Origin of the sequence: Aeromonas sp. 600724 (assembly GCF_049175135.1) — a bacterium.
GTDB classification, from domain to species: domain Bacteria; phylum Pseudomonadota; class Gammaproteobacteria; order Enterobacterales; family Aeromonadaceae; genus Aeromonas; species Aeromonas veronii_A.
Genome location: NZ_JAAKUM010000001.1, coordinates 149,814 through 172,328, shown reverse-complemented (window position 1 = coordinate 172,328; position 22,515 = coordinate 149,814). Strand labels below are relative to the sequence as shown.

15 protein-coding genes are annotated in these 22,515 nt (G+C 61.0%); 13 read left to right on the top strand and 2 right to left on the bottom strand.

The genetic code is table 11. From position 1 onward, the window contains the following. Positions 1-38: 38 nt before the first annotated feature. The 6 genes from dpaL to G5168_RS00715 all read left to right on the top strand — a co-directional run bounded on the left by dpaL (position 39) and on the right by G5168_RS00715 (position 7,508). Positions 39-1,238 (top strand): diaminopropionate ammonia-lyase, encoded by a 1,200-nt coding sequence (gene dpaL / locus G5168_RS00740; RefSeq protein WP_421251700.1) that lies wholly within the window; start codon positions 39-41, stop codon positions 1,236-1,238. A 139-nt stretch (positions 1,239-1,377) separates the two neighbouring features. Beyond that, entirely contained in the window at positions 1,378-2,595 is a 1,218-nt protein-coding gene (locus G5168_RS00735) for a YgeY family selenium metabolism-linked hydrolase (protein WP_201973183.1), read from the top strand. Between the two features lie 119 nt (positions 2,596-2,714). Then, complete coding sequence (gene hydA, locus G5168_RS00730) at positions 2,715-4,139, top strand: dihydropyrimidinase (RefSeq protein WP_421251699.1); 1,425 nt, start codon at positions 2,715-2,717, stop codon at positions 4,137-4,139. A gap of 95 nt (positions 4,140-4,234) precedes the next feature. Then, the gene (gene arcC / locus G5168_RS00725) at positions 4,235-5,167 is read left to right on the top strand and encodes a carbamate kinase (protein WP_421251698.1); all 933 of its coding nucleotides are present in this window, start codon (positions 4,235-4,237) and stop codon (positions 5,165-5,167) included. Positions 5,168-5,338: 171 nt separating this feature from the next. Further along, complete coding sequence (locus G5168_RS00720; RefSeq protein WP_421251697.1) at positions 5,339-6,262, top strand: DMT family transporter; 924 nt, start codon at positions 5,339-5,341, stop codon at positions 6,260-6,262. A 160-nt stretch (positions 6,263-6,422) separates the two neighbouring features. Beyond that, positions 6,423-7,508, top strand: coding sequence for a calcium/sodium antiporter (locus G5168_RS00715; RefSeq protein ID WP_151285962.1), 1,086 nt, complete (start codon positions 6,423-6,425; stop codon positions 7,506-7,508). A 119-nt stretch (positions 7,509-7,627) separates the two neighbouring features. Here G5168_RS00715 and yqeB read toward each other — a convergent pair whose 3' ends face one another. Both yqeB and yqeC read right to left on the bottom strand, forming a co-directional pair. Continuing rightward, positions 7,628-9,220, bottom strand: coding sequence for a selenium-dependent molybdenum cofactor biosynthesis protein YqeB (gene yqeB / locus G5168_RS00710; protein WP_421251696.1), 1,593 nt, complete (start codon positions 9,218-9,220; stop codon positions 7,628-7,630). A 27-nt stretch (positions 9,221-9,247) separates the two neighbouring features. Continuing rightward, positions 9,248-10,096 (bottom strand): selenium cofactor biosynthesis protein YqeC, encoded by an 849-nt coding sequence (yqeC, locus tag G5168_RS00705; protein WP_421251695.1) that lies wholly within the window; start codon positions 10,094-10,096, stop codon positions 9,248-9,250. Between yqeC and mocA the strand changes: the two genes are divergently transcribed. The 7 genes from mocA (at position 10,095) to guaD (ending at position 22,283) form a co-directional block, all read left to right on the top strand. Beyond that, positions 10,095-10,745, top strand: a complete 651-nt coding sequence (gene mocA / locus G5168_RS00700) for a molybdenum cofactor cytidylyltransferase (protein WP_421251694.1) — start codon at positions 10,095-10,097, stop codon at positions 10,743-10,745. The two genes, yqeC and mocA, sit on opposite strands and share 2 nt — an antisense overlap. A gap of 330 nt (positions 10,746-11,075) precedes the next feature. Further along, positions 11,076-14,186, top strand: coding sequence for a putative selenate reductase subunit YgfK (gene ygfK / locus G5168_RS00695; RefSeq protein ID WP_421251693.1), 3,111 nt, complete (start codon positions 11,076-11,078; stop codon positions 14,184-14,186). A gap of 30 nt (positions 14,187-14,216) precedes the next feature. Next, complete coding sequence (ssnA, locus tag G5168_RS00690; RefSeq protein WP_421251692.1) at positions 14,217-15,545, top strand: putative aminohydrolase SsnA; 1,329 nt, start codon at positions 14,217-14,219, stop codon at positions 15,543-15,545. A gap of 80 nt (positions 15,546-15,625) precedes the next feature. Further along, positions 15,626-16,402, top strand: coding sequence for a molybdopterin-dependent oxidoreductase FAD-binding subunit (ygfM, locus tag G5168_RS00685; RefSeq protein ID WP_421251691.1), 777 nt, complete (start codon positions 15,626-15,628; stop codon positions 16,400-16,402). Beyond that, positions 16,399-19,296, top strand: coding sequence for a molybdopterin-dependent oxidoreductase Mo/Fe-S-binding subunit (locus tag G5168_RS00680; protein ID WP_421251690.1), 2,898 nt, complete (start codon positions 16,399-16,401; stop codon positions 19,294-19,296). The genes ygfM and G5168_RS00680 overlap by 4 nt, the downstream gene beginning before the upstream one ends. A gap of 95 nt (positions 19,297-19,391) precedes the next feature. Beyond that, positions 19,392-20,915, top strand: a complete 1,524-nt coding sequence (locus tag G5168_RS00675; RefSeq protein ID WP_421251791.1) for a nucleobase:cation symporter-2 family protein — start codon at positions 19,392-19,394, stop codon at positions 20,913-20,915. Positions 20,916-20,966: 51 nt separating this feature from the next. After that, the gene (gene guaD, locus G5168_RS00670; RefSeq protein ID WP_005336781.1) at positions 20,967-22,283 is read left to right on the top strand and encodes a guanine deaminase; all 1,317 of its coding nucleotides are present in this window, start codon (positions 20,967-20,969) and stop codon (positions 22,281-22,283) included. Positions 22,284-22,515: the final 232 nt, after the last annotated feature.

Sequence of the window (22,515 nt, the reverse complement as noted above, 5' to 3'; positions counted from 1 at the left end):
AGGCAGCTCTTTGTCAGGTAACGCCTAGTGAGGTAAGCATGTCCCAATTTTCGCTGAAGATGGATATTGCCGATAACCGCTTTTTTACCGCCGAGCCATCTCCGCTGTTTTCTCGCGCCGAAGCACAAAAGGCTCGCGCTTTTCATAAAAAACTGGCCGGTTATGAACCGACCCCATTGTGCGACCTGAAAGATCTGGCCGCCTATATCGGGGTGAAAAATATATTGGTCAAGGACGAGTCAAAGCGCTTTGGCCTCAACGCCTTCAAGATGCTGGGTGGCGTTTATGCCATCGCCAACTTGCTCTGTGAAAAGTACGGGGTGGCCATCGAGGATTTCTCCTTCGATCTCATCAAACGCACCATCAAGGAGCCGATGACATTCGCCACCACCACAGATGGCAACCACGGTCGTGGCGTTGCCTGGGCCGCCAAACAGGTGGGTCAGCATGCGGTGGTCTACATGCCCAAGGGCTCGGCCCAGGAGCGGGTTGACCACATCCTCAATCTCGGTGCCGAGTGCATCGTCACCGACATGAACTATGACGACACCGTGCGCCTAACCATGAAGATGGCCGAAGAGCGCGGCTGGCACATAGTGCAGGACACCGCCTGGGAGGGCTACACCAAGATCCCGACCTGGATCATGCAGGGTTACTCCACCCTGGCCGACGAAGCGGTCGAGCAGATGCAGGCCATGGGCATCAAGCAGCCGACCCACGTGTTGCTGCAGGCTGGCGTTGGTGCGCTGGCGGGCGGTGTGCTCGGTTATCTGGTGGACTGCTTCGGGGCGAAAAACCTGCACAGTATCGTGGTCGAACCGGATCAGGCCGACTGCATCTTCCGCTCCGGTGTGGCGGGGGAGATGGTCAACGTGGGGGGCGACATGCGCACCATCATGGCCGGTCTCGCCTGCGGTGAACCCAATCCGCTCGGCTGGCCGCTGCTCAGAAGCTGCACCACCCAGTTCATCTCCTGTCACGACAAGGTGTCGGCATTGGGCATGCGAGTGCTTGGCAACCCTCTTGGCAATGACCCCCGCATCATCTCCGGTGAATCCGGCTCGGTCGGCACCGGCGTGTTGGCGGCGGTGCGTCACCACCCGGATCGCGCGGCGCTGATGGAACGTCTCGGGCTAAGTCGCGACTCCGTGGTGCTGATCATCAACACCGAAGGGGACACCGATGTGACCCACTACCGGGAAGTTGTGTGGGAAGGCAAACATCCTGCCTGCGATTAACCCCGGCTGTGAGTAATCCCTGCGAGAGCAGAGACACGAATTGAAGCATTGATCGCGCCTCGCCAACGGGGTGCGGTAACGGGCACAGGGCGCTGCCGACGAACAGGCCGCGCACTCTCAGTTGTTATGGAGAATCACAATGAGCAAGCAAATTCCGTTTGAAATGGTGTTGGAGAAGGCCTACCAGTACAAGGCCGAGATGAGTCAGTTCCTGCGCGACATGATCGCCATCCCGAGCGAGAGCTGCGATGAAGAGCGCGTCGTGCTGCGCATCAAGCAGGAGATGGAGAAGGTTGGCTTTGACAAGGTCGAGATCGACCCCATGGGCAACGTGCTGGGCTATATCGGCCACGGCCCGCACCTGATCGCCATGGATGCCCACATCGATACCGTGGGCGTCGGCAACATGGCCAACTGGACCTTCGATCCCTATGAGGGGATGGAAGATCACGAGATCATTGGTGGTCGTGGCGCATCTGACCAAGAAGGCGGCATGGCCTCCATGGTCTATGCGGGCAAGATCATCAAGGATTTGGGGCTGGAAGATCAGTACACCCTGCTGGTGACCGGTACCGTACAGGAGGAGGATTGCGATGGCCTCTGCTGGCAGTACATCATCGAGCAGAGCAAGATCCGCCCCGAGTTTGTGGTCAGTACCGAACCCACCGACTGCCAGATCTACCGTGGCCAGCGTGGCCGCATGGAGATCCGCATCGATGTGCAGGGGGTCAGCTGCCACGGCTCCGCACCGGAGCGCGGTGACAACGCCATCTTCAAGATGGGCCCCATCCTTGGCGAGCTGCAGGAGCTGAGCCACAACCTCGGCAATGACGACTTCCTCGGCAAGGGCACCCTGACCGTCTCCGAGATCTTCTTCACCTCACCGAGCCGCTGCGCCGTGGCGGACAGCTGCGCCGTCTCCATCGACCGCCGCCTCACCTGGGGCGAGACCTGGCAAGGTGCGCTCGACGAGATCCGTGCCCTGCCTGCGGTGCAAGCCGCCGGTGCCGAGGTCTCCATGTACCAGTACGACCGTCCGGCCTATACCGGTCTGGTCTACCCGACCGAGTGCTACTTCCCGACCTGGAAGGTGGAAGAGGATCACATCACCGTCAAAACCCTCTCCAAGGCTTATCGCGAGCTGTTCAACAAGGAGCCGGTGGTGGACAAGTGGACCTTCTCGACCAACGGGGTCTCCATCATGGGTCGCCACGGTATTCCGGTGATCGGTTTTGGCCCGGGTAAAGAGCCGGAGGCCCACGCCCCGAACGAGAAGACCTGGAAAGAGCATCTGGTCAAGTGCGCCGCCATGTACGCCGTGATCCCCATGCTCTATCTGGCCGAGCTGGACAAGTAAGGGGTCTGCCGGGTGGTGACTGCCATCGCCGCCCGGCTGTCGCAAGTGTGGCAAGTGCCCCGTCTCCATTGAGGCGGGGCCTTGCTGTTTGAAGGCAAAATGCATTCGAGGTGGTGGGGATGAAACGGCTGATCAAAAACGGTGTGCTGGTCGATGCACAGGGTGAATATCGTCAGGATCTGCTGATCGATAACGGGGTGATCCGCGCGCGAGCCGCCGCTATCCAGCCCGATGGCGAGACCGACGTGATCGATGCCAGCGGCTGCTATGTGATGCCGGGTGGCATCGACGTCCACACCCACTTCAACATCGATGTGGGGATTGCCCGCAGTTGCGATGATTTTTTCAGCGGTACCCGTGCCGCCGCCTGTGGTGGCACCACCACCATCATCGACCACATGGGATTTGGCCCGGCGGGGTGCAATCTGCATCACCAGCTGGCCCGCTATCACGATTACGCCGCCGATCAGGCGGTGATCGACTACAGCTTTCACGGCGTGATCCAGCATGTGGATGACTCCATCCTCCACGAGATGGCCGCCATGGTGCAGGAGGAGGGGATCAGCAGCTTCAAGCTCTATCTCACCTACCAGTACAAGCTGGGGGATCATGACGTGCTGCGCGCCCTGGCCCGCCTCAAGGAGGTGGGGGCGCTCGCCACCGTCCATCCCGAGAACGATGCCGCCATCGCGGCGCGCCGTGCGGCCCTGCTCGCCGCCGGTCACCATGAACCCTGGTATCACCCGCAAAGCCGCCCACTGGAGTGCGAGGCGGAGGCGATCGCCCGGATGATCAATCTGGCGGGGCTCGCGGGCAATGCGCCACTCTATATCGTCCATCTCTCCAATGGCTTGGGGCTGGAGTATCTGAAACTGGCGCGCCGTCAGGGCCAGCCGGTCTGGGTCGAGACCTGCCCGCAATATCTGCTGCTCGATGAGCAGTGTTATTACAAGGAGAACGGGGTCGACTATCTGCTGAGCCCGCCGCTGCGCTCGCGCCGCGAGCAGGACAAGCTGTGGGTCGGTATCGCTGCGGGTGACATTGATACGGTGGCGACCGATCACTGCAACTTCTCCCACGCCCAGCGCATGACCTTGTCTGGTGGCGATTTCAGCCGCTGTCCCAACGGTTTGCCCGGGGTCGAGAACCGGATGTTGCTGCTGTTTGCCCACGGGGTGTTGGGCGGGCGCATCTCGCCATCGCGCTTCGTGGCCCTCACCAGCGCCAATTCGGCCAAGTTGTTCGGTCTCTGGCCGTGCAAGGGCAACTTGCAACCGGGGGCCGACGCCGATCTGGTACTGATGGATCCCCGTGGCGAGACCCTGATCCGTCACGCCGCCCTGCACGACAACGGTGACTACAGCCCCTACGAGGGGATGCGTTGTCCCGGCCAGATCAGGATGACCCTCAGTCGCGGCGAGACAGTCGCTCGCGATGGCGAGTTTACCGGACAACGGGGGCATGGCCGGTTTTTGGCCAGAGCACCCTTTGATCCGGCGTTGGCGCCGGATCTGCACTCGCCTTGTCCCGCGGCTGCAGGCTGACAATCCGTTCGAAACACGCAGAGCAGCAAGGTTATGTGAACAACGAAAGGTGGGCCGGTATTGCGCCGGCTTGTCCCATCACTGGAGATAACAAGATGAAACAGAGAATCGTACTGGCCCTTGGTGGCAACGCGCTGGGCAACAACCTGCCCGAGCAGATGAAGGCGGTGCAGAGCACGGCGGGCACCATTGCCGACCTGATCGCTCAGGGGCATGAAGTGGTGGTGACCCACGGCAACGGCCCGCAGGTAGGGATGATCCAGCAGGCGTTCGAGGTGGCGGCCCGTCATGACTCCAAGGCGCCCCATCTGCCCATGTCGGTCTGCGTGGCCCTGAGTCAGGGTTATATCGGCTATGACCTGCAAAATGCCCTGCGCGAAGCCCTGCTTGAACGCGGCATCCACAAGCCGGTCGCCACTCTGGTGACCCAAGTGGAGGTAGATAAAAACGATCCCGCCTTCCTTGACCCGAGCAAACCCATCGGCGGTTTCTTCAGCAAGGAAGAGGCCGAGGCGCTGATGGCCAAGGGCGAGCGGCTCAAAGAGGATGCCGGTCGCGGCTATCGCCGGGTAGTGGCATCCCCCAAACCCGTCGATATCATCGAGAAAGAGACCGTCTCAGCGATGCTGGCCGCCGGTCAGGTGGTGATCACCGTCGGTGGCGGCGGCATTCCGGTGCTGCGGGAGGGCAATCACCTGCGCGGTGCCAGTGCGGTGATCGACAAGGATTGGGCCAGTGCCAAGCTGGCGGAACTGATTGACGCCGACATGCTGATCATCCTTACCGCGGTAGAGAAAGTGGCCATCAACTTCGGCAAACCCGATGTGCAGTGGCTCGATCAGCTGAGCGTGGGAGATGCCCAGTGTTTTATCGAGCAGGGGCAGTTTGCCAAGGGATCCATGCTGCCCAAGGTGGAGGCGGCGCTCTCGTTCGCTACCTCCATGCCGGGGCGCAAATCCCTGATCACCTTGCTGGAGAAGGCCGCCGACGGCATTGCCGGCAAGACGGGAACCCTTATCTGCCGCTAGGCGTTCCAGCTCGGGTTGCGTGTGATTGCGGGGGCCGACGGCCCCCTTGTTCATTTCGGGGCGACCATGGTCAGCGGAGGATGAGCGGCGTAAGATGGCCGCCTTCAAGCGCGGGCAAGAGGCCGAGAACAGACCCGACGCAATGAGTGACAAGAGGTGAGTAACAAGCAAATGAGCGGAAAGATCAATATGGCGGCGCTGGTGGGATTGATCCTGCTCACCGCCATCTGGAGTTACAGCTGGATCGTGATGAAGCAGGTGATGCTCTACGCGGGGGCCTTCGAGTTCACCGCCCTGCGCTGCCTGTGCGGATCTCTGGTTCTGCTGCTGGTGCAGTGCCTGCGTGGCCGCCGTTATCTCAAGCCTACCCCGTTTCGCTATACCCTCGCCATCGCCCTGTTCCAGACCTGCGGCATGGTGGGGTTGGCCCAGTGGGCGCTGATCAGCGGCGGGGCGGGCAAGGTGGCCATTCTGAGCTACACCATGCCGTTCTGGGTGGTGATCTTCGCTGCGCTCTTTCTCGGCGAGCGGATGCGCAAACTCCACTATCTGGCGGTCGGGGTGGCCGCCTGCGGCCTGCTGCTGGTGATCCAGCCCTGGCAGCTGCACCTCGATTCCATGAAGAGTGCGCTGCTGGGGATTGCCTCCGGCATCTGCTGGGGGATCAGCGCCATCATCGCCAAGCGGATGTATGCCCGCCATCCCGCGGTGGATCTGATGTCCCTCACCACCTGGCAGATGATCTACGCCACCATGGTGATGGCAGTGGTGGCGGCTCTGGTGCCGGAGCGACCCATCGACTGGCAGCCCTATGTGTTTGGTGCGCTCGCCTACAGCGCCATCTTCGCCACGGCACTGGCCTGGAGCCTCTGGTTGTTCGTGCTGAAAAAGCTGCCTGCCGGGATCGCCAGCCTCAGTACTCTGGCGGTGCCGGTGAGCGGCGTGCTGCTCTCCTGGTGGCTGCTGGGCGAAAATCCGGGGCCGGTGGAGGGGAGCGGCATCGTCCTTATCGTGCTGGCGCTTCTTGTCATCAGTCGCAAGGGCAAGCGTTCCGTGGTGTCAGTGGCGGGGGAAACCCGTATCAAGCACGGTTGAGTGGTGACTGGGCTGCCTGTGGCACGATAAACAGCACTCAAAAGAGCCCGCGACAGGGGACCAGCCCCTCGTTACAATGGCGTGGTCTGACTGTGCTGGAGCACAGGTATCTGATTTATTGTGATTATTTCAACGAACCTAACGGCAAGGATGAGACCGTATGATGACGCTGGTGTGGTTGGCTGTAGGCCTGGTGTGTCTGGTGGTGGGGGCCGAATCTCTGGTGCGGGGCGCATCTCGCCTCGCCACCATGATGGGGATATCGCCACTGGTGGTGGGATTGACCATAGTGGCCTTTGGGACCAGTGCTCCCGAGCTGGCGGTGAGCATCCAGTCTGGCCTCGAGGGGCAGGCAGGGATAGCGGTGGGGAACGTGGTCGGCAGCAATATCTTCAACGTGCTGTTTATTTTAGGTATTTCGGCACTGATCGTACCGTTGACCGTCTCACAGCAACTGGTACGTCTCGACGTTCCCTTGATGATAGTGGTCTCTTTTCTGGTGTTGTTGCTGGGCTACGATGGCCGTATTGCGCCACTGGAAGGGGCGCTGCTGTTTGCCGGCATCATCGCCTACACCGTGTTTCTCTTTGTCCAGAGTCGACGGGAAAACAAAGCGGTGCAGGCGGAGTACGAGCAGGAGTTTGGTACCCGTGAAGCGAGTACGGCGGGCAACTGGTTGCGCAATCTGCTCTTTATTGCCGCAGGTCTGGGTCTGCTGATCCTCGGCTCCCGTCTGCTGGTTGGCAGTGCGGTTGAGATTGCCCACTACTTCGGGGTGAGCGATCTGATCATCGGCTTGACCATAGTGGCGGCCGGTACCTCCTTGCCCGAAGTGGTGACCTCCATCGTCGCAGCCCTGCGCGGGGAGCGGGATATCGCTGTGGGGAACGTGGTGGGCAGCAATATCTTCAATATCCTCTGCGTGCTGGGGCTCACCTCCATTGTCACTCCCGGTGGGCTTGAAGTGTCGGCCACCGCCCTTCAGTTCGATATTCCGGTAATGATTGCGGTGGCGCTTGCCTGCCTGCCCATCTTCTTTACCGGTTACACCATCGCCCGCTGGGAAGGGGCGCTGTTTCTGGCCTACTACATCGGCTACACCTGCTGGCTGATCCTCCACGCCACGTCCAGTCCGCTGCAAGGTCAGTTCAGTGCAGCGCTAACCGGTTTTGTGTTGCCGCTCACCGCCATCACTCTGGTTGTGCTGGCGGTGCGAGCCTGGCGATTGCAACGAACCCGGTCGTGATGCAGGTTCTCCTGATGTAAAGGAGCTGCATCAACAGACAGGCCGAAAAAAGCCCCACCATCATGGTGGGGCTTTTGCTTGGTGCTGAACTTGGTGCTGAAGAGGGACGCGAAGAGCCGTTATCGGCGCTGGGCCAGATGCATCATGGCTTCCAGCACGGCACCGCCGATGGCGCGTGCCTTGTCCGATACCGTAGTGGCGTCGGCGCGCTCGCCTCTGGGGTCGATGTCACCGATCTTGAAGCCGACGGTCACCTCGATGCCATCGCTGAGCAGACCTCGCACCATGCCGGAGAGCGGCGCGATAATGGGGGCGTCCCCCACATGGGCGATCACATCCCCCTCCTGCACCAGATCACCGAGCTTGATAATGCTCTTCATCACTCCGGCGACGGGGGCGCGCACCACCCGGCGGGCGGAGTGCCCCTCGATCACCCCGGGAATGCCGGTATTGGGCTGGGCGGGGCCCTGATAGATGACCCGGCCCAGATGGTGGCCGCGGTTGGTCTCAATGACCGCATCGCAGTCGCGCCCCGCCTCAAACCCCGGGCCAAGGGCTACCGTAATGGGGGCCATCTCCTTGTGGGTGCCGAGATTCTGCTTGGCGAGGATGGCATCCACCAGATAGCGGGGCTTGAGCTCGGCGAGGGTGGCACAGTCGGGGTCGACCAGCAGTGGAATGACGCCCCGATCCAGCTGCTCGAACGCTTGCTCAACGCTCTCGACCCGCTTGGCGCGCACACCCTCGACACTGGTTTCGCCGTCAAACATCCCTTGCGCGAAGGCGACGGTGCGACGGATCACCGTGGGCTTGTCGAGATCCAGCATCACCACCTTGAAGCCGGCATTGTGCAGGCGCAACGCGACGCCGGTGGCGATATCGCCGGAGCCGCGCATCACCACCAGTTGATCCCGCTTGAGGCGCACGTCATCCTGCATTAGCCCACCCGATTTGCCGTTTTTCACCTGCAGCAGTTCGGCGAGGATGCTGATGGCGATCTCCTCGGGGGTCTCGGCACCTATGTTGTAGCCGATGGGGGCGTGCAGCCGCTGCAACTGCTCCTGACTCACCCCTTGCTGGCGCAGCGCCTGGGTGAAGGTCTGCACCTTGCGCTTGCTGGCGAGTAGCCCCAGATAGGCGAGGGGACGACTGATGAGCCGATCCAGCGCCTCCTTGTCCTGATGGTTGGTGGCGATGATGACGAAGTTGGCGGGCTCGATGGCCAGCGCCTCGATCACCGCGCTGATGGTATCGGCCTGTTTGAGGTGAGTGCCGGTGGGGAAGTGATCGGGATTGAGGCTCCCTTCAAAACAGTCGCCTACATGGATATCAAAACCCAGTGGCGCGGCGGCATGGGCCAGCGCCCGGTTGACGTGACCGGCACCAATGAGCACCAGCCGGGGGCGCAGACCATAGACATCGATATAGACCGACATGGCGCCGCCGCAATCCGACCCGACCGCATGTTCACCGTTGCGGGCCATCCGGCCATGGAAGATGCGGGGCTTGCGTTCGGCAATGGCCACCACGGCCTCTTCGATCACCAGCCGCTCGATCATGCCGCCGCCGATGGTGCCGAGGATCTGGCCATCGGCCATCACCAGCATCTGGGCCTGATGGCGGGGAGTGGAGCCACGGCTCTCGATGATCTGGGCCATGGCAAAGGGAGTGTTCTCCTGTTCCAGTCGGGCTGCGTGTGCAAACAGATTCATAAGGTACCTCTTCTTATCCTTAAACCATCATGGGCGAGGCGGCTGTGCCTCATCCTGAGCGAAGTAACCGAGTGCGAGGCGAATGGGCTCTGGTTCGCGAACCGCCCCCTGCCAGATGGCATAGATCTCGGGGTGGCGGCTATGCAGCTTTATCAATTCATCGAGCCACGACGCCTCATTTTGATAATCCCCATTGATAAACCAGATCCGGCGCGCCCTGCCCGGGGTGCCTTTGAACAGCCCCTCGGGGTGGGAGAGCAGCTGGTGAAACAGGGCCCAGTCGAGGGGGGCACCGGCCTCTATCCCGCACAGGGCCTGAAGCTCTGCCCAGCGGTGGATCTGCTGCGGGTTGGCCTTGGCCCCCACCATGGCGCCGCCCGTCAGGGCGATCACCCAATCACTGTGCTGAGGAATGCAAGGTTCGTGCAAAGCGGGCACTTTCAATAACTTGTGATGGGCGCCATCCGCTTCGACCAGGATCAGATCGAAGCGCTGCTGCCCCTTGATGAGATCAATCTGCTGGGGCGTGGGGCCCGCAACCTTTCCGGTGCGCTCGTCGAGATGGCTGAACAGGGCAACCAGCGCCGGGCCATCCGGTAGCGTCTGACAGCGGGTAAGTTGACGAACGGGATCCGTCTCGATAATCAATTCCCGATAGTGTGACGGGGCAGGCAGAAACATCCGGGTGGTGGTGGTAATTAGCACCTTTTTACCCTGTTGATAAAAATATTCCGCCAGCCAGAACAGGGTGCTGGTTTTTCCACCGGCACCACAAAGGCTAATTAGCGTGGTATGGTTGTCACTATTTTCAAGCAGTGGATTTAAAAGCGAACCAATATCCGGAAACGCGTGAATAACAGAGTGTGGCAAGGACATGGCAATGACCAAAATAAATAGCGAGGTGAATGAAAAGGTGCAGGCTCGGGGGCGTGAACAGTGTGACTGTATAATTACCGCAGCAGGTTTTTCATCCCGCATGGGGGCATGGAAAATGATGCTACCTTATTGCCAGGGGACAATGCTTGATGCAAGTCTCAAAAATGCCCTGGCCTTTTGTTATCGCGTTATTCTGGTGGTGGGCCATCGTGGCGAGGAACTTCAAGCGCGCTACGGATCATGGCCGGATATTGTTGTCGTCCACAACCCCGACTATCGGCAGGGGCTGGGCAGCTCCATCCACTGCGCCCTGGCGGCCAGCGATGCTGACTACCTTTTTATCAGCCACGGGGATCTCCCCTGTATCCCGCGCGAGGTCTATCAACAGCTCTGGCAGGCACGGGGTTGTGAGGCTCTTTTTCCCACCTGGCAGGGGGAGGCGGGCCATCCGGTGTTGCTGCCAAAATCCCTTGCCCGCGAGTTGGCAGCGGCCCCGGTGCAGTCGTCGGTACGGTGCTGGTTGCAAGGGCATCCGCACCGTATGGTGCCAGTTGACAGCCCCGCCATCCTGTTTGATGTGGATACCCCGGAGCGCTATCAGGCGCTGCTGGGTGGCATTCTTGAAAATGAGAGCGAGCCCACGAAATAACCCAGTTTAAAAAGATAACGGGGAGATAAATGGCGTATCAAAGTGATATTTCTCGCACTTGATCTGATAGGGCGAGTTCTTTTTGAACTGCTCATTAAGTAAATTCCAGAGTGATTGATAACTACTCGCAATACCCATAATGGTGGCATCGTAAATTCTCTCCATTAATTGGAGCTGCCTCACGCTTTCACCCTAAAAATAGTTTTGTAACTCGTTTTGTAACTGTAGTGGCCTGATTGTTGCTCTTCTCCTTGCCAAGGGGGAACACCCGTGCGGGATACCCCATTTATTCATGCTGCCAATGGGCAGAACAGCTGCAAGGAGATAGCCATGGGCGATATTATGCGACCCGTTCCGTTCAAGAATCTGCTGACCCGTATTTTTGCGGAATATAAAGAGAGTCAGAGCATTTTCGGTATTCCCGCTGCGCAATTCTATCGCAAACAGGACGAGCGCAAGATCAAGGTGTTCGGTGAAACCTGCGAGACCCCCATTGGCCCGGCAGCCGGCCCCCATACCCAGTTGGCCCAGAACATCGTCACCTCCTGGCTGACCGGCGGGCGCTTTATCGAGCTCAAGACGGTGCAGATCCTGGACCGTCTCGAACTGGAAAAGCCCTGTATTGACGCCGAGGATGAGTGCTTCAACACCGAGTGGTCTACCGAGTTCACCCTGCCCAAGGCATTTGACGAGTATCTTAAATCCTGGTTTGCCCTCTACCTGTTAGAAGAGGTGTTCGACCCGCGGCTCGACGGAGAGGCCAAGTCCTTCATCTTCAACATGAGCGTGGGGTACAACCTCGATGGCATCAAACAGCCACCGATGCAGCAGTTTATCCACAGCCTGATGGATGCAAGCCAAAGTCCGAAGTTTGCCGAGTACCAACAGGTGGTACGCGAGCTGGTGGCCGACGAGCAGTTCATCGCCGAGCTGGGGCTGGGGGCGCGGCGCGATCGCCTGCAACAGCTGGTGGATCGCATTCCGGCCAATCTGGTGCACGGCGTCACCCTCTCTACCATGCACGGCTGCCCGCCCAACGAAATCGAGGCCATCTGCCGCTATATGCTGGAAGAGAAGGGGCTCAACACCTTCGTCAAGCTGAACCCGACCCTGCTGGGTTACCCGCGGGTGCGCGAGATCCTCGATACCTGCGGCTTTGATTACATTGGTCTGAGCGAAGCGTCGTTCGATCACGACCTCAAGCTGGATCAGGCCAAGGCGATGCTGACCCGTCTGATGGCGCTGGGAGCCGAGAAGGGGCTCACCTTCGGGGTCAAGCTTACCAACACTCTCGGCACCATCAACCGCAAGGGGGCGCTGCCCGGCGATGAGATGTATATGTCCGGCCGGGCGCTGTTCCCCCTCTCCATCAACGTGGCGGCCGTGCTGTCCCGCGCCTTCGATGGCAAGCTGCCCATCTCCTATTCGGGCGGCGCCAGCAAGTTCAACATCGCCGAGATTTTCGAGACCGGTATTCGTCCCATCACCATGGCCACCGACCTGCTGAAACCGGGCGGCTACCTGCGTCAGATCGAGTGCCTCAAAGAGATCGACGCCTCTGACAGCTGGGGCATGAGTCAGGTGGACGTGGCCAAGCTGGAAGCGCTTGCCGCCAAGGCCCTCACCATGGATTACACCCAGAAGGAGTGGAAGTCCGAGGATCGCATCGAAGTGGGGGGGGGTCTGCCGCTGACTGACTGCTACGTGGCGCCCTGCGTCACTGCCTGCGCCGTGCATCAGGATATCCCCGAGTACATTCGCCTGATGGGCGAGGGGGAGTATGTCGCTGCCCTTGAGCTGATTTATCAGCGCAACGCCTTGCCCGCCATCACCGGCCATATCTGCGATCACCAGTGCCAGTACAACTGCACCCGTCTCGATTACGACAGCGCGCTCAATATCCGCGAGCTGAAAAAAGTGGCGCTGGAGCGCGGCTGGGAAGGGTACAAGGCGCGCTGGCACAAGCCGGCAGGCAGTGGTGACAAGCACCCGGTTGCAGTCATTGGCGCCGGCCCGGCCGGTCTCTCCGCCGGTTACTTCCTGGCCCGTGCCGGCTATCCGGTCACCGTGTTCGAGCGCGAAGCGGATGCCGGTGGTGTGGTCAAGCACATCATCCCCGAATTCCGCATTCCGGCCGAACTTATCCAGCATGACATCGACTTTGTTGCCGCCCACGGGGTCAAGTTCGAGTTTGGCTGCGATCCGGCGCTCACCGTCGACAAGCTGCACGCCCAGGGCTTTACCTATGTCTTTGTCGGCATCGGCGCCGACAAGAATGGCGGCATGCGCCTCGATGGGGGCCACGAGCGGATTTACAAATCCTTCCATTTCCTGCGCAGCTTCAATCAGGGCAAACCGCTGCCGCTGGGCCGCCATGTGGCGGTGATCGGTGCCGGCAACACCGCCATGGACTGTGCCCGCGCCGCCCTCAAGGTGCCCGGTGTCAGCGATGTAACCGTTATCTACCGTCGCAGCGAAAAAGAGATGCCCGCCTATCGCGAGGAGGTTCTGGAAGCGGTGGAGGATGGGGTGCGTTTCTGCTTCCTCACCAATCCGGAGCGCTTTGACAAAGATGGCAAGCTCACGGTGCGGATGATGGCGCTGGGGGAACCTGATGAGCAGGGCCGCCGCCGTCCGGTGCCCACCGAGCAGACCGAAGTGATGCAGATGGATGCCCTGATCACCGCCATCGGCGAGCAGCCTGACTGCGAGGTGCTCAAAGCGATGGGGATTCCCCTTGGCAGCGATGGCTGGCCCGAGGTGGACAGCCAGACTGGCGAAACCAGCCGTCGCAACGTCTTCCTCATCGGTGACGTGCAGAGTGGCCCGTCCTCCATCGTCGGTGCCATCGGTGGTGCCCGCCGCGCCGCGGATCTGGTGCTCTCTCGTGAGCATATCGCCAGCCAGCAGCGTGACGTGACCATCCAGCCGTCGGGCAAGGATGAGATCTACCGCCGCAAGGGGAGCATCGCCGTCACCCTGGTTGACAAGAGCGAGCGCGATGCCTTCGTGGCGCAAGAGGCGCACCGTTGCCTCGAGTGCAACTACCTCTGCAGCAAGTGTGTGGATGTCTGCCCCAACCGGGCCAACGTCGCCATCGCGGTGCCGGGCTTCAAGGATCAGTTCCAGACCCTGCACCTGGATGCCTACTGCAACGAATGTGGCAACTGTGCCCAGTTCTGCCCGTGGCAGGGCAAGCCCTATCAGGACAAGGTCACAATCTTCAGCCTGCCCGAGGATTTCGACAACAGCCGCAACCCCGGTTTCTATCTGGCGGATGGTGGCGAACTGCGGGTGCGTCAGGATGGCGAGACCTATCGCCTGACCATAGACGCCCAGAGCCGGATCAAGGATGCGCCAGCGGCCCTTGGCGACATGTGCCGCATCATCAGCCATGTCCATGCTCATCACCACTACCTACTGGGGGCCGTCGAGGCCTGAGCGAATAACGAATAAGCGAAGGAGCACACCATGTTTATTCTGAAGAACGTCACCGCCGTCCAGCTTGAGCCGACCCGGGTGCTGGAAGGGGTGGATATCGCCATCGAAGGAGCGCTTATCAAAGCGGTGGGGCCCAATCTGCGGGCCCTCTACCCGGAGGCCAACTATCGGGAAATGGGCGGCAAGCTGGTGATGCCGGGCATCGTCTGTGCCCACAACCACTTCTACTCCGGCCTGTCGCGGGGGATCATGGCCAATATCGCCCCTTGCCCGGATTTTATCTCCACCCTGAAAAACCTCTGGTGGCGGCTCGATCGGGCGCTCGATGAGGAGTCCCTCTACTACAGCGGCCTCATCTGCTCGCTGGAAGCAATCAAGAGCGGTTGCAGCGCGGTGATCGACCACCACGCGTCGCCCAACTTCATCAAGGGCTCCCTGAATGTGCTGCGCAAAGGGTTTATGGAGGCGGGCCTGCGCGGCATGACCTGCTTCGAGACCACGGATCGCAACGGCGGCCTCGCCGAACTGCAGGCCGGGGTGGAGGAGAACATCCTGTTCGCCCAACAGATCGATGCGGCCAAAGCCAAGGGGATCGAACCCTATCTGGTGGAGGCCCATATTGGTGCCCACGCCCCCTTCACCGTACCCGACGAGGGGCTAGCCATGCTGCGCGAAGCGGTGCAGGTCACCGGTCGTGGTCTGCATATCCATGTGGCGGAAGACCGCTACGACATGGCTCACGGCCACCACCACTATGGCAAGGAGCCCATCGCCCGGCTGGACGAGTTTGGCCTTATCGACAGCAAGACTCTGATCGCCCACGGTATCTACCTGAGCCCGGCCGACATCGAGCTGCTCAACAGCCGCGATGCCTTCCTGGTGCACAACGCCCGCTCCAACATGAACAACCATGTGGGCTACAACATGCACCTGCCGGAGTATCGCAATCTGGCGCTTGGCACCGATGGTATCGGCTCCGACATGCTCGAAGAGCTCAAGTTCGCCTACTTCAAACACAAGGATGCCGGTGGCGCGCTGTGGCCCGACAGCTTTGCCCGCTTCCTCTGGAACGGCAACACCCTGCTGGAGCGCAACTTCGGCGCCAAATTTGGCCGCCTGGAGCCGGGTTACAAGGCCGACCTCACCATCTGTGATTACGACGCACCGACCCCGCTGGCGCCGCGCAACCTCGGTGGCCATCTCGCCTTTGGTATGGGATCGAACAGCGTCAACAGCGTGATGGTGGAGGGGCGCATGGTCTATCAGGATCGCGAGTTCCCGTTCGATGTCGCGCCCATTTACGAGCAGGCCTGCAAGGTGGCGAGCCGCCTGTGGCAACGGATGGATCAGCTGGCCTAAGGCCACCTTCCACAGTTTTGGACCGGATTGCCCGCCCTGTGGATTTGCCCGGCGGCGGGCAGCAAGAGTAAGGACGACACATGATTGAGCAATTCTTCCGACCCGAGCAACTGGGTCAGGCTTTGGAACTCAAGGCCAGTTTCGGCAACGACGCCGTCTACATGGGAGGCGGCAGCAAGCTTAACGCCGCCCCGACCCGCACCGACAAGAAGGTCGCTATCTCACTGGACAAGCTGGGACTGAACCAGATTGAGCAACAGCATGGCCAGCTCCATATCGGTGCCACCGTCACCCTGCAGACCCTGAAAGATGATCCCCGTACCCCGGCCGCCCTGTGCGACGCGCTGGGGTTTGTCTACTCCCGCCATCTGCGCAATCAGGCCACCCTTGGCGGCGAGCTTGCCTGCCAGCAGCAGGACTCCCCGCTGTTGCCGGTACTGCTGGTCCTCGAAGCCGTGGTGGTGCTGGAGAACAATCAGTTGCAACCCATCGATGCCTATCTGGCGGGCCAGCGCAAGGAGCTGGTGCTGGGAGTGGTGTTGCCGGAGCCCGCGCTGCGCTGCGCCACTCGCCGCATCAGCCGTAACGCCGATGGTCTGGCGGTAATGACTGCCGCCGTAGCCCTCGACAGCATTGGCGAGATGCGGGTGGCCGTCGCTGGCGTCACCCCGCAGCCGATGCGCCTGCGGGATTTGGAGCGCCGTGAACTGCACGATGCCGCGCTGGAGGCCGCCGTGAGCGAGCTGGTTGCACCGCGCGAGGATCTCGGCGGCAGCGTGACCTACAAGCGCTATATCAGCGGGGTAGTGGTGGCGGATCTGCTGGTCGAGTGCCAGCAGCAGGAGGTACAGGCATGATGGAACTCAACTTCACACTGAACGGTGCCCTGCGCACTGTCATCACCCCGGCTGGCGAGAATGCCCAGCGGGTGCTGTTCAACCAGTGCCGGATGCACTCGGTGCGCAACAGCGACGACGGCTTTGGCTTTGCCGGCTCTGACGCCATTCTCTTCAACGGCAAGGTGATCAATGCCTCCCTGCTGATCGCCGCCCAGCTGGATGGATCAGAGGTGCGCACCGCCGAGTCGCTCGGCAGCTGGAACCAGCTCAGTCTGGTGCAGCAGGCGATGGTGGACGTGGGCGTGGTGCAGTCCGGCTATAACGATCCGGCTGCGGCGCTCATCGTCACCGACCTGCTTGATCGCCATCCCGAACCGACCCGTGATCAAATCGATGACGCGCTCTCGGGCCTGTTTCACCGTGATGGCGGTTACCAGCAGTTCTATCAGGCCATCGAGCTCGCTTGCTCACGGATGAAGGATCCCGATTACCTGTGCCAGATCGCCCCGGAGTTTCGCGACGATCTGCGCCACATCGGCAAGAGCTGCCCGAAAGTGGACGCCGCCAAGATGGTACAGGCCAAGCCCTGCTACGTGGAGGATCGGGTCACCGAGGATGCGCTGGTCATCAAGATGCTGCGCAGCCCCCATCCCCATGCGGTGATCACCAAACTCGACGTGAGCCGCGCCGAAGCTATGCCGGGCGTTGTGCATGTCATCACCCACCTCAACTGCCCGGATATCTACTACACCCCAGGTGGCCAGAGCGCGCCCGAGCCGTCACCGCTCGATCGCCGCATGTTTGGCCGCAAGCTGCGTCACGTCGGTGACCGGGTGGCCGCCGTGGTGGCCGAGAGCGAAGCCATCGCATTGGCCGCGCTCAAACTCATCGAGGTCGAGTATCAGGTGCTGCCGGCGGTCATGAGCATTGACGAGGCGATGGCCCCCAATGCACCGCTGGTCCACGACGAGCCCATCGTCTACATGGCCGGGGCGCCGGCGGATCTCGAGCAGCAGAACGCCTGCTCGGTGCGTCGCGGTGACGAGCACATGATCATCAACTTCCCCATCGGTTCCCGCCCGCACGAGAACCTGGCCGCCAGCGTCCATGGCCAGATCGGTGACGTGGCCAAAGGCTTTGCAGAGGCGGACGAGATTGTCGAGCGCACCTACGAATCGACCCAGGCCCAGCAGTGCCCGACCGAGCCGCATATCTGCTTCACCTACATGGATGGGGATCGTCTGGTCATTCACGCATCCACCCAGGTGCCGTGGCACGTGCGCCGTCAGGTGGCGCGGATCGTCGGCCTCAAGCAACATCAGGTGCACGTGATCAAGGAGCGGGTAGGGGGCGGCTTTGGCTCCAAGCAGGATATCCTGCTGGAAGAGGTGTGCGCCTGGGCGACCAAGGTCACCGGCCGTCCCGTTACCTTCCGCTACACCCGGGAAGAGGAGTTCATCAGCAACACCTCCCGCCACGTGGCCAAGGTGAAGGTGAAAGTGGGGGCCAAGAAGGATGGCACCATCACCGCCATCGACATGGATTTTCGTGCCAACACCGGCCCTTATGGCAACCACTCTCTGACGGTGCCGAGCAACGGCCCGGCGCTCTCCCTGCCGCTCTATCCGTGCGACAACGTGCGCTTTACCGTCAACACCTACTACAGCAACATCTGCCCGACCGGCGCCTATCAGGGTTATGGCGCGCCCAAGGGCAGCTTCGCCCTGACCATGGCCATTGCCGAACTTGCCGAGAAACTGGGCATCGATCAGCTCGACATGGTGGAGCACAACCGGGTGCACGAGGGGGACATCCTCAAGGTGCTGGGTGCCATTGGCGAGGGCAAGATGCCTACCTCGGTGCCCCATGCGGCCAGCTGCGCCCTCGAACCCATCCTCAAACAGGGCCGCGAGTTGATTGCCTGGGATAGTCCCAAACCCGCTGACGGGGATTGGCGCATCGGTCGTGGCGTCGCCATCATCATGCAAAAATCGGGGATCCCGGATATCGATCAGGCCAACTGCATGGTCAAGCTGGAGTCTGACGGCACCTTTATCGTCCACTCCGGTGGCGCCGATATCGGCACCGGCCTCGATACCGTGGTGGCCAAGCTGACCGCCGAGGTGCTGCACTGCCCGCTTGGGGATGTGCATGTCATCTCCGGCGACACCGACCACGCCCTGTTCGACAAGGGGGCTTACGCCTCATCAGGTACCTGCTTCTCCGGCAATGCGGCCAAAAAGGCGGCCGAGAACCTCAAGGAGAAGATCCTGTTTCACGGCGCCGCCATGCTGGGCGAGCCGGTAACAGATGTTGAACTGGCGTTCCCGGGCGTGGTGCGCGGCAAGCTGGGGGAGGTGAGCCTCGCCAAGCTGGCCCACAAGGCCGAGACCGGTACCGGCTTTGGCATTCTGGTGGGCACTGCCAGCTATATCACTTCGGAGCTTGCCTTCCCGTATGGTGCCAACTTCGCCGAGGTGGCGGTCAACGTCAGAACCGGCGAGATCCGCCTCGACAAGTTCTACGCCCTGCTCGACTGTGGCACTCCCATCAACCCGGAACTGGCGCTCGGCCAGATCTACGGGGCGACCATGCGGGCCATCGGCCACTCATTGACCGAGGAGATCTGCTACGACGGCAAGGGCATTCCGCTCACCCGGGATCTGAAGAGCTATGGCGCGCCCAAGATTGGCGACATTCCGCGCGACTTCCGGGCCTTCCTGGTACCGAGTGACGACAAGGTCGGCCCTTACGGCGCCAAGTCCATCTCGGAGATCGGGGTCAACGGCGCGGCGCCCGCCATCGCTACCGCCATCCACGACGCCTGCGGTGTCTGGCTGCGCAAGTGGCACTTCACGCCGGAGCAGATCCTGCGCGAACTGGGCAAGCTGGAGCAACACGTGTCGGCATAACAAAAGAAAAGGTGAGGGGCGGGCGCCAGCTCGCCCCCAGCGCCTGACGGCGGAATGAGTACTCCGCCTACATTCTGTGTGATGGGACAAACATGATGTCTAAAACAACACGTAAGCACTCGGATCTCATTTACGAGCTGGAAGACAAACCTCCGTTTTATCAAACCCTGATGGGAGCAGTGACCCATCTGCTGGCTATTTTTGTCCCCATGGTGACCCCGGCGCTGATCGTCGGCGGCGCCTTGGGCCTCTCTACCGAGATCACCGCCTATCTGGTCTCCATGGCGATGATCGCCTCCGGTATTGGCACCTGGCTGCAGGTAAACCGCTATGGCCCCATCGGTTCTGGGCTGCTCTCCATTCAGTCAGTCAACTTCTCTTTCGTGACCGTGATGATCGCGCTCGGCGGCGCCATGAAAAAAGATGGCATCCATGAGGAGCTGATCGTCTCGACCCTGCTCGGGGTCTCCTTTGTCGGCGCCTTTCTGGTGATGGGCTCCTCCTTTGTGCTGCCCTACCTCAAGCGGGTGATCACCCCGACCGTGAGCGGGGTAGTGGTGCTGATGATTGGTCTGAGCCTTATCAAGGTGGGGATCATCGACTTTGGCGGCGGCTTCTCCGCCATGAGCAGCGGCACCTTTGGCAAATACGAGCACATCGGGCTGGGGCTTTTGGTGCTCTGCGTTATCGTCGCCTTCAACTGCAGCCGAAGCCCGCTGCTGCGGATGAGTGGCATTGCCATCGGTCTGATGGTGGGCTATGCGGTGGCCCTGATGCTTGGCATGGTGGATTTCTCCGCCCTTGAGAACCTGCCGCTTATCACTGTGCCGATCCCGTTCAAGTACGGTTTCTCCTTCGATTTTCACGCCTTTATGTTAGCGGGCACCATCTATCTGTTGAGCGTGCTGGAGGCGGTGGGGGACATCACCGCCACCGCCATGGTCTCCCACCGGAATATTCAGGGCCCCGAGTTTCAAAAGCGGCTCTCCGGCGGCGTACTGGCGGACGGGTTGGTCTCGGTCATTGCCTCGGCACTCGGCTCTTTGCCGCTCACCACCTTTGCCCAGAACAACGGCGTCATCCAGATGACCGGGGTGGCCTCACGCCATGTGGGCAAGTTTATCGCCGTCATTCTGGTGCTGCTGGGGCTCTTCCCAGTGGTGGGGCGCTTCTTTACCACCATACCGTCACCTGTGATGGGGGGCGCCATGGTCATCATGTTCTCGATGATCGCCATCGCCGGTGGTCGCATCATCATCAGCCACGGCTTCGATCGGCGGGAGACCCTGATTGTCGCCACTTCGCTGGGTCTTGGGCTCGGGGTTTCCTATGACCCGAACGTCTTCAAGGTGCTGCCGGCGGGTATCTACATGCTGGTGGAGAACCCCATCTGCGCCGGTGGCATCACCGCCATCATCATGAATCTGGTGCTGCCGCAAAGCCGCAAACGCAAGGCGGCCGTCAGGGATGCCGAGGCGGTGGAGGTGATCCAGCTGAGTGACAAGCCGGATGTGATCTTTACCGCCCGCAGTGCGGGCAAGCCATTGACCAGCAAGGGTGAGGGTTCACCAAAGCCAGTGCCCGGGGAGGCGGTGGCGCCACAGGTGGAACGGATCTGACGGTTAAACCGGCAAAAAACGTCAACAGAACAAGAAAACAGGGAAACGGTTATGAAAAACGACAACTCTGTCAAAGCGGTGCGTGGCAGCTTCTTCGATATCACCCGGGTGGTGGATCAGCCCGAGGAGATTGAGTCCAACGCCCGTCTTATCGAGGATGGTCTGCTGATCATTCGCAACGGCTGCATCGACTGGTTCGGTGAGTGGGAGGAGGGGAAAGATCGCATTCCGGCCGAGGTGCGGGTGCGGGATTACCGCGGCAAGATGATAGTGCCGGGCTTTGTCGATACCCACATTCACTACCCCCAGAGCGAGATGGTGGGTGCCTATGGCGAGCAGCTGCTGGAGTGGCTCAACCGCCACACCTTCCCGGCCGAGCGGCGTTACAACGATCTCGAGTATGCCCGCGAGATGTCCACCTTCTTTATCAAACAGTTGCTGCGCAACGGCACCACCACGGCGCTGGTGTTCGGCACCGTTCACCCCGAGTCGGTAGACGCCTTGTTCGAGGCGGCCAGCCGTATCAATATGCGGATGATCGCCGGCAAGGTGATGATGGATCGCAATGCGCCCGATTATTTGCTCGATACCGCCGAGAGCAGCTATGTGCAGAGCAAGCAGCTTATCGAGCGCTGGCACGGCAACGGTCGACTGCTCTATGCCATCACACCACGATTTGCACCCACCTCGACACCCGAGCAGCTGGCGATGGCGCGGCGACTGCGCGAAGAGTTTCCCACCACCTATCTGCACACCCATCTGTGCGAGAACAAGGACGAGATCGCTTGGGTCAAATCTCTTTTCCCGGCGCACAAGGGCTATCTCGATGTCTATCACCAGCATGGGCTCACCGGCCACAACTGCGTCTTTGCCCACTGCGTCCATCTGGAAGAGCAGGAGTGGGATTGCCTGAAGGAGACCGGCTCCACCATCGCGTTTTGCCCCACCTCGAATCTTTATCTCGGCAGCGGCCTCTTCAAGCTGCACAAGGCGTGGCGCAAGCAGGTGAAGGTGGGGATGGGCACCGACATCGGCGCGGGCACCACCTTCAATATGCTGCAGACCCTCAACGAGGCCTACAAGGTGATGCAACTGCAGGGCGAACGGCTCTCGGCCTATCAGGCTTTCTATCTGGCCACCCTGGGCGGCGCCCATTCTCTGGGGCTGGACGAGAAGATCGGCAGCTTTGCGGTGGGCAAGGAGGCGGATTTTGTGGTGCTCGACCCGGTCGCCACCCCGCTGCAGCAGCTGCGTTATGACAACTCCACCACCCTGCGGGACAAGCTCTTTGTGCTGTTGACCCTGGGGGATGACAGATCCATCTACCGCACCTATGTGGATGGCCAACTGGTGCATGAACGGGGGTAGGGGCTGGAGTGGGCTGCCGCGGCGCAGCCCCAACGAATACGGTGGCTGGCGTGCCCCACAGGGGCGCCAGTCTTGCCGCACCACAGGGGATCTCCCCGCATAGAACGTGAAATGGCCCGGTTTTTTTGACCAGCAAGGCAAACGTTTGAGTCAAGGCTGCCTGCCCTGGTCTGTCTGTAGCATCCTCTGCCTCCATCGCCTGTTTCTCATCAGACTGGCGCGAGGCAGACCC

Coding starts and splice junctions, on each gene's coding strand:
- dpaL (WP_421251700.1), top strand. CDS start 39: ATGTCCCAATTTTCGCTGAAGATGGATATTGCCGATAACCGCTTTTTT.
- G5168_RS00735 (WP_201973183.1), top strand. CDS start 1,378: ATGAGCAAGCAAATTCCGTTTGAAATGGTGTTGGAGAAGGCCTACCAG.
- hydA (WP_421251699.1), top strand. CDS start 2,715: ATGAAACGGCTGATCAAAAACGGTGTGCTGGTCGATGCACAGGGTGAA.
- arcC (WP_421251698.1), top strand. CDS start 4,235: ATGAAACAGAGAATCGTACTGGCCCTTGGTGGCAACGCGCTGGGCAAC.
- G5168_RS00720 (WP_421251697.1), top strand. CDS start 5,339: ATGAGCGGAAAGATCAATATGGCGGCGCTGGTGGGATTGATCCTGCTC.
- G5168_RS00715 (WP_151285962.1), top strand. CDS start 6,423: ATGATGACGCTGGTGTGGTTGGCTGTAGGCCTGGTGTGTCTGGTGGTG.
- yqeB (WP_421251696.1), bottom strand. CDS start 9,220: ATGAATCTGTTTGCACACGCAGCCCGACTGGAACAGGAGAACACTCCC.
- mocA (WP_421251694.1), top strand. CDS start 10,095: ATGGCAATGACCAAAATAAATAGCGAGGTGAATGAAAAGGTGCAGGCT.
- yqeC (WP_421251695.1), bottom strand. CDS start 10,096: ATGTCCTTGCCACACTCTGTTATTCACGCGTTTCCGGATATTGGTTCG.
- ygfK (WP_421251693.1), top strand. CDS start 11,076: ATGGGCGATATTATGCGACCCGTTCCGTTCAAGAATCTGCTGACCCGT.
- ssnA (WP_421251692.1), top strand. CDS start 14,217: ATGTTTATTCTGAAGAACGTCACCGCCGTCCAGCTTGAGCCGACCCGG.
- ygfM (WP_421251691.1), top strand. CDS start 15,626: ATGATTGAGCAATTCTTCCGACCCGAGCAACTGGGTCAGGCTTTGGAA.
- G5168_RS00680 (WP_421251690.1), top strand. CDS start 16,399: ATGATGGAACTCAACTTCACACTGAACGGTGCCCTGCGCACTGTCATC.
- G5168_RS00675 (WP_421251791.1), top strand. CDS start 19,392: ATGTCTAAAACAACACGTAAGCACTCGGATCTCATTTACGAGCTGGAA.
- guaD (WP_005336781.1), top strand. CDS start 20,967: ATGAAAAACGACAACTCTGTCAAAGCGGTGCGTGGCAGCTTCTTCGAT.